This window comes from Jidongwangia harbinensis, from assembly GCF_020216025.1.
GTDB classification, from domain to species: Bacteria; Actinomycetota; Actinomycetes; order Mycobacteriales; family Micromonosporaceae; genus Actinoplanes; species Actinoplanes harbinensis.
Genome location: NZ_JAIWNC010000032.1, coordinates 65,598 through 79,694, shown reverse-complemented (window position 1 = coordinate 79,694; position 14,097 = coordinate 65,598). Strand labels below are relative to the sequence as shown.

Sequence of the window (14,097 nt, the reverse complement as noted above, 5' to 3'; positions counted from 1 at the left end):
GGGTCCGGACCTGCGACGACGGGAGGGCTCATGCGCACGGCGACCCGGCGGTTCGCACTCTGGCAGGCAGACCTCGACGGCGGCGTCTGCGCGGCCCCGGAGGAGTGTGTCGACGCCCTGCGCGACCGGGAGCACGTCACCCTCGTGCTGGACCACCGCGAACGCGGCGTCACCGCCACCCGTCAGGTCTTCCGGACCACGCTGACCCAGGACGTGGAGTGGCAGTTCGGCGGCGTCGCCTGGCCCGCGGACGTACGGCCCGGGGTGCTGGTCACGGTCTCCTGGCGGGCCGCCCGGGACGAGATCGTGGTGCGCACCGCCGCGCTGGACGAACCGCTGCGGGTGGACGGCGTCGACTACTTCCACGAGTACGACCCGAAGGTGGTCACCCGGGAATTCGTTCCGGGCACCTCGAACCGGGGACAGGTGCTGCACGCGGTACGCCGCCAGGGCCGGGTGTTCGCGGACGGCAGCGCCGCGCTCGCCGAGTCGGTGCTTGCCGCGCACTGCGGGCTCGGTCGCGGCGCCCGCGGGACGTTCCTGCTGCGCAACGCGGTCGAGCAGCTGATCCGGGAGGGCTATCTGACCCGCGTACCCGGCAGTGTCGATTCCAGCGGGTATCCCGCCTACCCGGCGGTCGACGGCCAGAAGCCCGCGGAGATGCTGTTCTACGCGCCGCTGGTGGAACCGGCCCCGCACCCGGACGACCCCGACGCCGACCGGCACGAGCACTGGGTCAACGGTTTCGTCCGCAAGCTTCCGCCCGGCGCCCAGCCGTCGGAGAAGCAGGTCACGCTGCACGAGCGGGCCGTCGAGGAGGAGTCCATCCCGGCCAGCCCGCTGAACCCGGGATACACCTTCGTGAAGCGGCACCATCGCCACGGCTGACGTGCGACGGCGGTCGGCACTTTGGCGTACTGAATGCGCTTTCACCGGCCCTGCGGTACCTGGCAGGATTGCCCGGATTTGACGGTGGCCGATGGAGGAGCGTCTGTGTTCGGTGACCTGGTGCGTGCGCACCGACGGCGCCTGTCCATGACCCAGGAGGAGCTGGCCGAACGTGCCGGAGTGAGCCTGCGCAGCGTGGGCAAGTGGGAGGGCGGTCAGGTCGCGGCGCCGCGACCGCTCACCCTGCGGCTGCTGGCGGACGCGCTGGAGCTGACCGGCACCGACCGGGAGACGTTCCTGCGGACCGCGTCCGCCCCGGCCCGGCCGGACGCCCCGGCCGCACCGGGACCGACGCCGGCACAGCTGCCGGCCGGCCCGGCCGGATTCGTCGGCCGGGACCGGGAGATCGACGCGCTCGACGCGCGCCTCGAGGTGACCGCCGGCGCGAGCGGCGTGCCGATCACCGTCATCTCCGGCACCGCCGGGGTCGGGAAGACCGCGCTCGCGGTGCACTGGGCACACCGGGTCCGGGACCGCTTCCCGGACGGCCAGCTGTACGTGAACCTGCGCGGCTTCGATCCGGCCGGTCCACCGGTGAAGCCGGCCGAGGCGTTGCGCGGCTTCCTGGAGGCGTTCGACATGCCGGCGCGCCGGATGCCGGCCGGGCTGGAGGCCCAGCTCGGCGCGTACCGGAGCCTGCTGGCCGACCGCCGGGTGCTGATCGTGCTGGACAACGCCGCCGACGCCGAGCAGGTGCGCCCGCTGCTGCCCGGATCGTCCACCAGCATGGTCGTGGTGACCAGCCGGAACCAACTGTCCGGGCTGGTCGCCGCGGAGGGCGCGTACCCGCTGAGGCTGGACCTGCTCAGCACCGCGGAGGCGGCCCGGGTGCTGGGGCACCGGCTGGGCACGCACCGGCTCGCCGACGACCCGGCCGCGGTCAACGAGATCCTCGCCCGGTGCGCGTCGCTGCCGCTGGCGCTCGTGATCGTGGCGGCGCGGGCCGTGCTCAACCCGGTCGTCCCGCTCGCCCACCTCGCCCGGGAACTGCGCGGCGCCGGCGACGAGACCGATCTCGATCCGCTCAGCGGCCGGGACCCGGCCACCGACGTACGGGCCGTGCTGTCCTGGTCGTATCGTTCGCTGTCCGAGGTGACGGCCGCCGTGTTCCGCCGGCTCGGCCTGCATCCGGGGCCGGACATCACCGCGGCCGCGGCGAGCAGCCTGGCGCAGGTCTCGTTGCGGTCCGCCCGGCGGGCGATCACCGAGCTGGTCGAGTCCAATCTGCTCGCCGAGCACCGGCCCGGCCGGTACGTGATGCACGACGTGCTCCGGGCGTACGCGACGGAGCTGGCGGACGCCGGGCATCCGGAGACGGAGCGGCAGCCGGCGGTCCGCCGCCTGCTCGACTACTACCTGGCGAACGCGGTCGCGGCGACGCGGCTGCTGGAGTACCGGGACTCCGGTCTCGCCATGCCCACCCCGGCCGGGGAGACCCTGCGCGAGACGCTGGAGGACGAGGCGCAGGCGGTGGCCTGGCTGGGGGACGAGGAGCGGGTGCTGATCGCCGTCACCGAGGCCGCGGCCCGGGCCGGCTACGACCCCTACGCCGTCGCGCTGTCCGCGACCCTGCGACGCCATCTGGACCGCAACGCCCGCTGGTCCGACATGGTCACCGTGCTGGGCATCGCGCTGGAGGCGGCGGGACGGCTCGGCGACCGCGCGGCGCGAGCCTTCGCCCACCGGGCCGTCGGCAGCGCGTACGTCCACCTCGGCCTCCGCGAGGAGGGCTACCGGCACCTGCGTCTCGGCCTGCAGCTGTGCACCGAACTGGACGACGTCGACGGCATGGCCACCGCGCACCGGTCGCTGTCCTGGGCGCTCTGCGAGGAGCAGCGGTACCAGGAGGCGCTCTGGCACGACCGGCAGGCGCTCGACCTCTACCGCCGGATCGACAACCGTTCCGGCGAGGCGAGCGCGCTGAACGGCATCGGCTGGCTGCAGATCCACCTCCGGGCGTACCGGCGGGCGATCACCTCGTGCCGCACCGCGCTGGCCCTCTTCCAGCTGCTCGGCAACCGCAACGGGCAGGCACACACCAGCGACAGCCTCGGACTGGCGCACCACCACCTGGGCGAGGTGGACCAGGCCCTGGACTACTTCCGCCGCAGCCTCGAACTGTTCCGGCTGCTCGGCGACCCGGTCCAGGCCGGCGTCATCCTGGACCATCTCGGCGACACGCTGTACGCGGCGGGCCGGATCGAGGAGGCCCGGGCGGCCTGGCAGGAGTGCGTCGACATCAACGAACGCCTCGGCCAGCCGGTCGACGACGTACGCGGCCGGCTCGACCGGCTCCGCCACGAACTCGGCACCGGAGAACGGCCGGCCAGTTGACCGTGGCGGGGTAACGTCAGGGCCGGCGTGTTCCGGGAGGGGCGATGCACATCCGTCGGGTCGGTGCGGTTCTGTTGTCCATGGTGCTCGCCTGCGGGTGGGTCTCGCCCGCCGGCGCCGGGCCCGGCCGGCCCGGCGACCTGCCCGGCCGGCACTCGCTGCGGGCGCCGGTCACCGACGAGAACTTCTACTTCGTGATGGCCGACCGCTTCGCCAACGGCGACCCCGGCAACGACCGGGGCGGCCTCGGCGACGACCCGCTGGTGTCCGGTTTCGACCCGGCGCGCAAGGGCTTCTACCAGGGTGGTGACCTCGACGGGCTGCTCCGGCGGATCGACTACATCCGCGGGCTCGGCACCACGTCGATCTGGCTGACGCCCAGCTTCAAGAACAAGGCGGTGCAGCTCGAGGACGGCCCGTCGGCCGGCTACCACGGCTACTGGATCACCGACTTCACCCAGATCGACCCCCACCTGGGTACCAACGCCGACCTGCGGGCCCTGGTCGACGCGGCGCACGACCGGGGCATGAAGGTCTACTTCGACATCATCACCAACCACACCGCGGACGTCATCGGGTACGCCGAGGGCGCCCGGCAGCCGTACGTGTCGAAGGACTCCGTGCCGTACCGCACCGCCGCGGGCCGGCCGTTCGACGACCGCGACCACGCCGGCCGGCCGAGCTTCCCGCCGCTGAGCCCGGCGGTGTCCTTTCCGTACACCCCGGTCCTCGACCCGGCCGAGCGGGACGTGAAGGTGCCGGCCTGGCTGAACGACGTGACGCTCTACCACAACCGCGGCGACACGACGTTCACCGGCGAGAACTCGCTGTACGGCGACTTCTTCGGGCTCGACGACCTGTTCACCGAGCACCCCCGGGTGGTGCGCGGGATGACCGACGTCTACCAGCGATGGATCGCCGACTTCGGCATCGACGGCTTCCGGATCGACACCATGAAACACGTCAACGACGAGTTCTGGCAGCGGTTCGGCCCCGAGGTGCTGCGCTTCGCCCGGCAGCACGGCAAGTCCGAGTTCTTCATGTTCGGCGAGGTCTTCGACACCAGCCGCAGCTTCACCTCGCAGTTCACCACCCGGGACCGGATGCAGGCGGTGCTCGACTTCCCGTTCCAGGAGGCGGCCCGGAACTTCGCCTCGCGCGGGCGACCGGCCGGCGAACTGGGCCGGTTCTTCGTCGACGACGACTGGTACACCGACGCCGACTCGAACGTATACCAACTGCCGACGTTCCTCGGCAACCACGACATGGGCCGGATCGGCGGCTTCGTACAGGCCGACAACCCCGGTGCCGGCGACGCCGAATGGCTCGCCCGGGACCGGCTGGCGCACGAACTGATGTACCTGTCCCGGGGCAACCCGGTCGTCTACTACGGCGACGAGCAAGGCTTCACCGGTCCCGGCGGCGACCAGGACGCCCGGCAGACGATGTTCGCCAGCCAGGTGCCCGAGTACCTCGACGACGACCTGCTCGGCACCGCGTCCACCCACGGCCGGGACAACTTCGAAGCCGGCCACCCGCTGTACCGCACCATCGGCGACCTGGCCGCGCTCACCCGCCGGCACCCGGCGCTGCGCGACGGCGCCCACCAGCACCGGTACGCCGACGACGCGGCCGGCGTCTACGCCTTCTCCCGGGTGGACCGCGGCCGGCAACGGGAGTACCTGGTCGCGCTGAACAACAGCGAGCAGCCGCGCACCGCCGCGATACCGACGTTCGCGCCCGGCCGGGCCTTCGACCGGGTGTACGGCACCGGCCCGGCCCGGCTGGCCTCGGCCGCCGACCGCGCCCTCACCGTCACCGTGCCGCCACTGTCCACCGTGGTGTACGCCGCCACCGGCCGCATCCCCGCCGCCGCTGCCGCCCCGCCGGTGTCGCTCGCCGCCCCGGCTCCCGCCACCGGCTCCGGCGGGCGCATCGAGGTGTCCGCGGACGTCGCCGGCTCCTCGTTCTACGAGGTCACGTTCTACGCCCGGACCGGCGCCGGCGGATGGACCCCGATCGGCACCGACGACACCGCGCCGTACCGGGTGTTCCACGACGTCGCGGGGCTGCCCGCCGGCACCGGGGTGCGGTACCGCGCGGTGGTCCTGGACAACGCCGGGCACACCGCCACCAGCCGGAGCCGGGGCACCCGGGTACCCGCACCGACGCTGACCGTCGAGGCGCCCGCCGAGAACAGCAACGTCCGCGGCACCGTCGAGGTACGCGCGGTCGCCGACCCGGAACGCGCGGGCCACGTGGTCCGCTTCGAGCGCAGCGTCGCCGACGGCGCGTGGACCACGATCGGCCGGGACAGTTCCTCGCCGGCGTACACGGTCTTCGACGACCTGGCGCCGCTGGCGCTCGCGGCCGGCACCCGGGTGCGCTACCGGGCCGTCCTCACCGAGCCGGACGGCACCCGCGCCACCAGTGCGGTGCGCACGGTCCGGTACGCCGGTCCCCCGCTCGCCGTGGCCACCGTGCACTACCACCGCCCGGCCGGCGACTACCCCGGCTGGGGCCTGCACCTGTGGGGCGACGGCATCGATCCGGCGGCGCTGGCGCAGGTGGCCTGGGACCGGCCGTGGCCGCCGACCAGAATCGAGGACGGCTGGGCCGAGTACGACATCCCGCTCGCCGACGACACCGCCCCGGTCAACTTCATCATGCACCTGCCGAACGGCGACACCGTGCCGACCAGCCGGGAACCGGGCGGCGACCGGGCGTTCGTCCCGATCGACAATCCGCAGATCTGGCTCCGGCAGGGCGACCCCACCATCCACACCAGCCCACCGCCGGCCGGCTGAGCGCCGGCCCACACCACGATCCGGTGCTTCGCTGACCCACCTTGTCCCGAACCCAACCTTCGTCCAGGCACCCGCCCACGCCCAGCACCCGCCCACGCCCAGCACCCGCCCACGCCCAGCACCCGCCCACGCCCAGCACCCGACTTTGTCCGGTATGGCGCTTTGGCGCGGCGAGATCTTGGAGGCCAGATCAGATCTTGGCGTGCACTGGCCCCTCCGGGGGCGCTGCGGCTCCAAGATTTGCCCGGGCATCCAAGATCTCGGCGGAGGAAGCCGCATATCGGGCAGCATGAGGTCGCCGATTCGTGGAGCTGCGGTCGGTCGCGTCCACAACTGCACCGCGCCAGCACGTTCACGTGTGGAATCCCGGCACCCACCGCACCCGAACCCCACACGCCCAGACGGTGACCGCCGACCGTGCGGACTTGCGGCACCCACCACACCCCAACTCCACCCGCAGCAACGGCGACCGCCAACCACGCAGACTTGCGGCACCCACCACACCCCAACTCCACCCGCAGCAACGGCGACCGCCAACCACGCAGACTTGCGGCACCCACCACACCCCAACTCCACCCGCAGCAACGGCGACCGCCAACCACGCAGACTTGCGGCACCCACCGCACCCCAGCTACGCATGCGGCGACCGCGGCCAGCGGACCGTGCGGAACTGCGGCACGCGCGAGCGGCGCGGACCTGTCACTGCCCGGCTCAATGGCGAGCGCCGGCCACGGAGCGGGGCGGCTCACCCCGGAACGACGTCCCACCTCACTCGCAGTTCGGTCAGGCCGCGGAAGTCCAGGCTGCGCTGCCACCGCGGTGCCGCGTCGCTGAGCCGCAGCCCCGGCAGCCGGGTCAGCATCGCCCGCAGCGCCACCTCGCCCTCCAGGCGGGCCAGGCCGGCGCCGAGGCAGAAGTGCGGGCCGTGACCGAACGCGACGTGCCGGGGTCCGGTCCGGCCGAGGTCCAGGGTGCGCGGCGTGTCGAAGACTCCGGGATCGTGGTTGGCCGCGCCGCAGACCACCAGGACCGCCTGCCCGGCCTGGATCTCCGCGTCGCCGAGCCGGACGTCCTGCTTGGCGCGGCGCAGCATGAGCTGCACCGGGCTGTCGAAGCGCAGCAGTTCCTCGACCGCGGTGGTCCACAGTTCCGGCTCGGCGCGCAGCCGCGCCGCCTGGTCCGGGTGTTCCAGCAGCGCCCGCATCGCGTTGCCGAGGAAGTGCGTGGTGGTCTCCTGCCCGGCCATGAACAGCAGCACCGTGTTCGCCAGCGCCTCGTCCACGGTGAGGCCGGCGCCGTCGTGTTGGGCCCGGAGCAGCGCGTCCAGGACGTCCGGCTCCGGGCCGGTGGTGCGCCGGCCGGAGAGCGTGCCGAAGTACGCGATCATCTCGGCCATGCTGCGGACGGCGGCATCGCGCTCCCCGTCCGACAGCCGCGGGTTTCCGACCACCACCGCGACGTCGGCCGACCAGGCCCGCATCTGCTCGCGGTCCGCCTCCGGCACACCGAGCAGGTCGCAGATGACCGTGACCGGCAGCGGATGGGCCAGGTCGCCGACCACCTCCATCCCGCCGTGCGGGAGGACCCGGTCGAGAATCCCGTCGACGGTACGGGTGATCTGCGCGCGCAGCGCCTCGATGGCCCGCGCGGTGAACGCCTTGGACACCAGCCCGCGCAACCGGGGGTGGTCCGGCGGGTCGACGTAGAGCATCTGCCGGCTCAGCACCGCCGCCACCGGGCGCAGTTCGGGCTCGACCGCGGCCAGGTCCGGGTAGCGCACCGACGACAGCCGCGGATCCCGGGCGGCCTGACCGACCAGTTCGTGGCCGGTCACCACCCAGGCCGAGAGCGGACGGTCCCACCGGCACGGTCCGGCGTCGCGCAGCCGGTCGTAGTAGCCGTAGAGGTCGGCCTGCACCTCGGGGCGGAGCACGTTGAGCAGGGAAAGGGAACGCACGCCGCGACGCTATCGGACGCGGACCGGCCTGCTGGCCGGGACGGGCCCGGCCGGAGACCTCCGGCCATCCAGGTCAGGACCTCTGATCGTCCGGTCTCAACCGGTCCGCCGGTACTACCCCGTCCAGGCCGAGCAGGGCGTACGGTGCGCCGTCGCCGAACAGTAGCTCGAGGCCTTCGGTGCCGTCCGCGGCGGCCTCGGCGCTGCGCGGGAACAAGGCCTGTTCGTATGTGGCGAGCGCGGTTTCGGCGTCGCCGGGGTGGGCGGCGAGCGCCTTGGCGAGTTCGGCGCCGTCGTACATGGCCAGGTTGGCGCCCTCGCCGTTGGGGGCCGTGAGGTGGGCGGCGTCGCCGAGCAGGGTCACCCCGGGCACCCGGTCCCACCGGTGTCCGACCGGAAGGGTGTAGAGGGGACGCAGGACCGGCGGGGTGTCGCTGTGGGTGATCAGCGCGGTGAGGTCGGGGGCCCAGCCGTCGAACTCGCGCGCGATCCGGGCGGCGGCCGCGACGGCGTCGGTGAAGTCGACGGCGGCGAACCAGGACAGTGGCTCGGTGAGGAACACGTAGGTGTGCAGTGTGCCGCCCCGCTCGCGGTGGGCCAGCAGGCCCTTTCCGGGTGCGAGCGCGTACATCGCGCCCGGGCCGACCGCCTTCGCGGTGGCCGGATGCCGGTCGTCGCTGTCGAACAGGTGGGTTTCCACGGCCGACATGCCGGTGTACTCGGGGGTGGCGCCGGAGAGCAGCGGCCGGACCCGGGACCAGGCGCCGTCCGCACCGACCAGCAGGCCGGTGACTACGGTGCTGCCGTCCTGGAAGGTCACCTCGTGGCGGCCCGGGCCGAGAGCGGCCACGCCGCTGACCCGGTGGCCCCACCGGACGCTGCCGGCCGGGAGCGAGTCGAGCAGGAGCCGGCGCAGGTCGCCGCGGAGGATCTCCGGGCGCCCGCCGGAGCCGTCGTCGGGTTGGTCGGCCAGGACGGTGCCGTCCCGGTCGAGGAACCGGCTCGCCTGGCGGCCCGGCAGGACGAGGGCGCGGAACTCCTCGATCAGCCCGGCGTCCCGCAGCGCCGGCTGGCCGTTGTCCGGGCGGATGTCGAGCAGGCCGCCCTGGGTGCGCGCGGTCGGGGCCGTCTCGGCCTCGTAGACCACGGCCGGGATGCCGTAAACGTGCAGGACGCGGGCCAGCACGAGGCCGCCGAGGCCGGCGCCGATAATCGTCACGGGAGTGGACATGCTGCTCCTTCGGGGCCGGACACACCGGTCACCTAACTCGGTAAGCTTACCGGGTTAAGGTAACATGCTGAGGAGCCGCCGTACATGCCGAATCGAGGGGACCGGGGTGGGTCGAGGACCCGGGCGCACATCGCCGACGTCGCCACCGGGCTGTTCCTGGAGCGCGGCTTCGACAACGTCACGATCGTCGAGGTCGCCGCGGCGGCCGGGGTGTCGAAGGTGACGGTGTTCGCCCACTTCGACCGCAAGGAGGACCTCCTGCTGGACCGCCTTCCCGACGTGGTCGAGATCGCCCGGGCCGCGGTCCGCGAGCGGGCGGACGAGGTCGGGCCGGTCGAGGCGATCCGCCGGACCCTGCTCGCGCTCGCCGCGGAACGGCACGGCCTGTCGGCCCTGGCGGAGGGCATCGAACCGTTCCTGCGGATGATCCGGGACGCCCCCACGCTGATCGCCCGGCTGCGGGCGTTCGAGAACGAGGTCGAGGTCGCCCTGGCCGCGGAGCTCGCATCCGACCGGCGGTTCTCCGGCGACGGCGCGCTGCTCGCCGCGCTGGTGGTCGCCGCGTACCGCATCGTCGCCGTCGAGACGGTCCGGCGCCGGCTCGCCGGGGACGACCTCGGCGGTCTCGCGGCGGACCACCGGGAACGGCTGAACCGCGCGTTCGAGGTGCTCGAGCGCGGCACCGCCTGAGCGGTGCGGCTATCCGCCGGTGGGCGTACCCCCGGACCGGAGTTCGTCCAGCACCACCCGCACGGCGGCCTGGGCGGCGGACTGGCGCCGGACCGCCGCCACGATCCGGCGGGGCACGGCCGGCCGGAGTGGCCGGGTCACCACCCCGGACTCCGCGGGGACGGCCAGGCTGGGCAGCAGGGCCACGGAGAGGCCGGCCGCCACGTGCGGCAAGGTGATCATGTAGTTGTTGAACCGGCAGATCACCCGGGGCTCGAATCCGGCCTCCCGGCACAGCGGGTGGCCAGGTCGGACATGTAGGAGCCGGGGACGTCGAAGGTCCACCGCTGGTCGGCCAGTGTGCGCAGGTCGACGGCGTCGGCACCGGCCGCCCGGTGGCCGGGCGGGAGCACCGCGACGATCTGGTCGGAGCCGATCGGCACCAGGTCGATCGCCGGGTCCAGTTCGGTGCCGACGAAGTCGGTGGTCGTCACGATCACGTCCGCTGCGCCACGGCGCAGCGCCCGCATGCTCTCGTGCGGTTCGGACTCGCCGATCACCACGTCGACATCGGGGTACGCCCGGGCCAGCCGGGTCACCGCGGGCACCGCGAGCACGTGCACCGCACTCTGGAACACGGCCAGCGTCACCGCACCGGCCGGCTCGGCCCCGAGCCCGCGCAACTCCGCCTCGGCGGCGTCCAGGCCGGCCAGGATCTCGCGCGCCCGCCGGGCCAGGAGCACCCCGGCCGCGGTCAGCCGGACCCGCCGGCCGGTGCGCTCCAGCAACTGGGTCCGGGTCTCCCGCTCCAGCACGGCGAGCTGCTGGGAGACCGCCGAGGCGCTGAGGTTGAGGTGCGCCGCGACGGCCCGGACGGTGCCGTGCGCGGCGAGGTCGGCGAGCAACCGCAGGCGCCACGGGTTGAGCGTCACTGTGCAACTGTACTTAACAGCCAGCGCACTTTTGTGAGATGGACGTGACGCTCACGTCGTACCCACAATGGGTCATGACTTTCTGGGAGGACGTCGACCGGCACCTGGTCCGGTATTCGGGCGCCGGGTCGTTCACGCCCGAGATCATCGCGCGGGCCGAGGGCAGCTACGTCTGGACCGAGTCCGGCCGCCGGATCCTGGACTTCACGTCGGGTCAGATGAGCGCCATCCTCGGGCACGCGCATCCGGAGATCGTGGCGACGGTCCGGCACCAGTCCGCGACGCTGGACCACCTGTTCAGCGGCATGCTGAGCCGGCCGGTGGTGGACCTGGCCCGGCGGCTGGCGGAGTCGCTGCCCGAGCCGCTGGCGAAGGTGCTGCTGCTGACCACCGGCGCCGAGTCCAACGAGGCCGCGATCCGGATGGCCAAGCTGGTCACCGGAAAGCACGAGATCGTGTCGTTCGCCCGGTCCTGGCACGGCATGACGCAGGCGGCGGCGAACGCCACCTACAGCCACGGCCGCAAGGGGTACGGCCCGGCGGCGCCCGGCAACTTCGCCATCCCGGTGCCGAACCCGCACCGGCCGGACTTCGTGGACGCGGACGGCGAGCTGGACTGGCGCCGGCAGCTCGACTTCTCCTTCGAGCTGATCGACGCGCAGTCGGTGGGCAGCCTGGCGGCCTGCATCGTGGAACCGATCCTCAGCTCCGGCGGCGTGCTCGACCTGCCACCCGGCTACCTGGCGGCGCTGCAGGGCAAGTGCCGGGAACGCGGCATGCTGCTGATCCTGGACGAGGCGCAGACCGGACTGTGCCGCACCGGCACCTGGTACGCCTTCGAACGCGACGGCGTGGTCCCCGACATCCTGACGTTGTCCAAGACGCTCGGCGCCGGCCTGCCACTGGCCGCGGTGATCACGTCCGCCGAGATCGAGCAGGCCGCGCACGACCGGGGGTTCCTGTTCTTCACCACGCACGTGTCCGACCCGCTGGTCGCCGCGGTCGGCAACACCGTCCTGGACGTGCTGGAACGCGACAAGCTCGACCTGCGCGCCGCCGAGCTGGGCCGGCACCTGCGCGACGGCCTGGACGAGCTGGCCGGCCGGCACGACGTCGTCACCGACGTACGCGGCCGGGGCCTGCTGGTCGGCCTGGAACTCGTCTCCGACTCGGTCGGCGCCGCGGTCACCCGGCGCTGCCTGGAGCTGGGCCTGCACATGAACGTGGTGCAGTTGCCCGGCATGGTGGGGGTGTTCCGGATCGCGCCGCCGCTGACCGCGGACCGTGCCGAGATCGACGAGGGGTTGTCGATCCTCGACGAGGCGCTCGGGAGCGCGCCAAGTTAAAAAGACATGTGTCGATCCGAAGGCCCGCGGCGCCCGTATCACCGGGTAGAGCCGGGGTGGGGACCCCGGCGAGCGGAGGTCCACGGCCGATGAACGATTCCGACGGCAAGCCGTCCAGCACCGCGCGTACGGTGCTGGGCCTGCTCTCGCGCACCGGCCCGGAGGTACCGCCGGACGTGGCGGACGCCCCGGCCTCCCACGTCGGCAACGAGCCGACCGAGCTGCTTCCGGTGCTGCCCGCGCCCCGGCCGGCGCCGAAGGTCGAGGCCCGCGCGGTGATCGTGTACGAGGCCGCCCCGCGCCCCCGCCGGGGGCTCTGGATCGTCACCGCGGTGGTGGTCGCGCTGACCGCGGGCGTGGTGCTCGGCCAGACGTCGGCCTACCGGCCGGCGACCCGGTCGGTGGCGGCGGCCCAGGCCGCGCCGCTGCCGTCCTATCCGCCGCTGCCCAGCCCGCCGGTGCCGTCCGTGGGGGTACCGGTCACCGCTCCGCTCGGCCCGGCCCGTACCCGGCTGATCGAGGTGGCCGGCGCCGCCTCGCTGGTCCAGATCCGCAGCATGGATCTGGGTCCGCTGCTGTTCAGCGCCGCCGAACTGGGCGGCGGCGGCGCGCCGGCCGTGGTGCATCAGGCGCGCGGGCCGCGCCTCGACCTCGGCGGGACCGGCACGGCGCGCACCGAGATCCTGCTGAACTCGGCGGTGCGGTGGACCGTCCGGCTCACCGGCAGGTCCGCCGAGCAGCTGATCGACATGCGCGCCGGCGGCCTGGCCGGGATCGAGCTGACCGCCGGCGCCGGCCGGGCCGTGCTGGACCTGCCGGCGCCGGCGCGGACCGTCCCTCTGCGCGTCGCCGGTCCGGTCGACCGGCTCCAGATCCGGCCCGGTGCGGACGTCCCGGTCCGGCTGCGGCTGGGCAAGGGCGCGGACACCGCTACCTTCGGCGGTACGGAGCACCGGAAGGTCAAGCCGGGCCGCGTACTGACCTCGCCGGGCTGGCGTTCGGCCCGCAACCGCTACGACCTCCGGACCACCGGACGGGTGGAGTCGGTGTTCGTCACGCCGTGACCCCGGCGCACGGACATGCCCCTTTGGGCAGTCCGAAGTGGCAACCACCACAGTGGACTGCGATGGTCCGGTAAGTCCGGCATACTCCCATTGCCTACTCGGGCCACCGGGTGCATGCCGCTACCGCGGCACGCCACCCGCCGACCCGGCCGAACGCCTGACATGCGGCCCGGCCGGTCCACCCACCGCACAGGAGGAAAATTTCGTGCGCATCATCAAGGCGGCTCTCGTTGCCACCCTGCTCGCCGCCGTCGCGGCCGTCGCCGGACCCGGCACGGCATTCGCGTCGGAGACCTCGGCCGGCCGGCCGGTCGTGGCGACGTTCGACGTGACCGGCGAGCAGTTCAAGGTCAAATTCACCGAGCCCGCCGACATCCAGCTGGCCTACGACATCCTGGCCGGCAAGCCGATGGACCCGATGCCGTTCCCGATCGGCACGATCGTCTGGGACGAGACCGACGTGAACACCGGCTACACCTGGCACCTGAACCCGGTGACCTGGACCGAAATGGCCACCGAGGTCTGTGACGGACGGCCGCAGAGCGACGTCGAGACCCGGTCGATCACCTCGCCGTACTACTGCCCGTGGGGCGCGGTGCTGATCGACCTGCAGTAGGCACCACCGCTTCCGACGGCCGCCCGCGACCACGCGGGCGGCCGTTCGCTGTTCCGGATCACTCCGCCCTGGACACCCACTCTGAGCAGGAAGAACTTGGCCGTAAAACCTATTAAACCTATAGGCTATAGCAATCTAGTGGTGACTGGCATAGAGTCCAGACACAGCTGCTGCCGGCACCAACCGCAGCCGG

At 73.0% G+C, this 14,097-nt stretch carries 9 protein-coding genes and 1 pseudogene; 7 read left to right on the top strand and 3 right to left on the bottom strand.

The features are described 5' to 3' along the window. Positions 1–30: 30 nt before the first annotated feature. From LDL48_RS31800 to LDL48_RS43845, 3 genes are all read left to right on the top strand, one after another. On the top strand, positions 31–888 hold the full coding sequence (locus LDL48_RS31800) for a hypothetical protein (protein ID WP_225258821.1): 858 nt from the start codon (positions 31–33) through the stop codon (positions 886–888). Between the two features lie 105 nt (positions 889–993). Beyond that, complete coding sequence (locus tag LDL48_RS31795) at positions 994–3,282, top strand: ATP-binding protein (RefSeq protein ID WP_225258820.1); 2,289 nt, start codon at positions 994–996, stop codon at positions 3,280–3,282. 44 nt (positions 3,283–3,326) lie between these two features. Next, entirely contained in the window at positions 3,327–6,089 is a 2,763-nt protein-coding gene (locus tag LDL48_RS43845; protein ID WP_255629526.1) for an alpha-amylase family glycosyl hydrolase, read from the top strand. A 745-nt stretch (positions 6,090–6,834) separates the two neighbouring features. Here LDL48_RS43845 and LDL48_RS44740 read toward each other — a convergent pair. After that, positions 6,835–8,046 carry a cytochrome P450 gene (locus LDL48_RS44740; RefSeq protein ID WP_225258819.1) on the bottom strand — a complete coding sequence of 404 codons (1,212 nt, stop codon included), beginning with the start codon at positions 8,044–8,046 and terminating at the stop codon, positions 6,835–6,837. Between the two features lie 73 nt (positions 8,047–8,119). After that, positions 8,120–9,277: an FAD-dependent oxidoreductase gene (locus LDL48_RS31775; protein WP_225258818.1), complete on the bottom strand. Its 1,158-nt coding sequence runs from the start codon at positions 9,275–9,277 to the stop codon at positions 8,120–8,122. Positions 9,278–9,361: 84 nt separating this feature from the next. Between LDL48_RS31775 and LDL48_RS31770 the strand changes: the two genes are divergently transcribed. Continuing rightward, a complete protein-coding gene (locus LDL48_RS31770) occupies positions 9,362–9,967 on the top strand; it encodes a TetR/AcrR family transcriptional regulator (RefSeq protein ID WP_225258817.1) in 606 nt (201 codons plus the stop codon). A gap of 9 nt (positions 9,968–9,976) precedes the next feature. On the opposite strand, the pseudogene LDL48_RS31765 reads toward LDL48_RS31770, so the two are convergent. Further along, positions 9,977–10,878: pseudogene (locus tag LDL48_RS31765) on the bottom strand (LysR family transcriptional regulator). A gap of 74 nt (positions 10,879–10,952) precedes the next feature. Here LDL48_RS31765 and LDL48_RS31760 point away from each other — a divergent pair. From LDL48_RS31760 to LDL48_RS31750, 3 genes are all read left to right on the top strand, one after another. Then, positions 10,953–12,224: an aspartate aminotransferase family protein gene (locus LDL48_RS31760; RefSeq protein ID WP_225258816.1), complete on the top strand. Its 1,272-nt coding sequence runs from the start codon at positions 10,953–10,955 to the stop codon at positions 12,222–12,224. Between the two features lie 89 nt (positions 12,225–12,313). Continuing rightward, positions 12,314–13,288 carry a hypothetical protein gene (locus LDL48_RS31755; RefSeq protein ID WP_225258815.1) on the top strand — a complete coding sequence of 325 codons (975 nt, stop codon included), beginning with the start codon at positions 12,314–12,316 and terminating at the stop codon, positions 13,286–13,288. 205 nt (positions 13,289–13,493) lie between these two features. Further along, positions 13,494–13,904 carry a BP74-related protein gene (locus tag LDL48_RS31750; protein WP_225258814.1) on the top strand — a complete coding sequence of 137 codons (411 nt, stop codon included), beginning with the start codon at positions 13,494–13,496 and terminating at the stop codon, positions 13,902–13,904. The last annotated feature ends 193 nt before the right edge of the window (positions 13,905–14,097 follow it).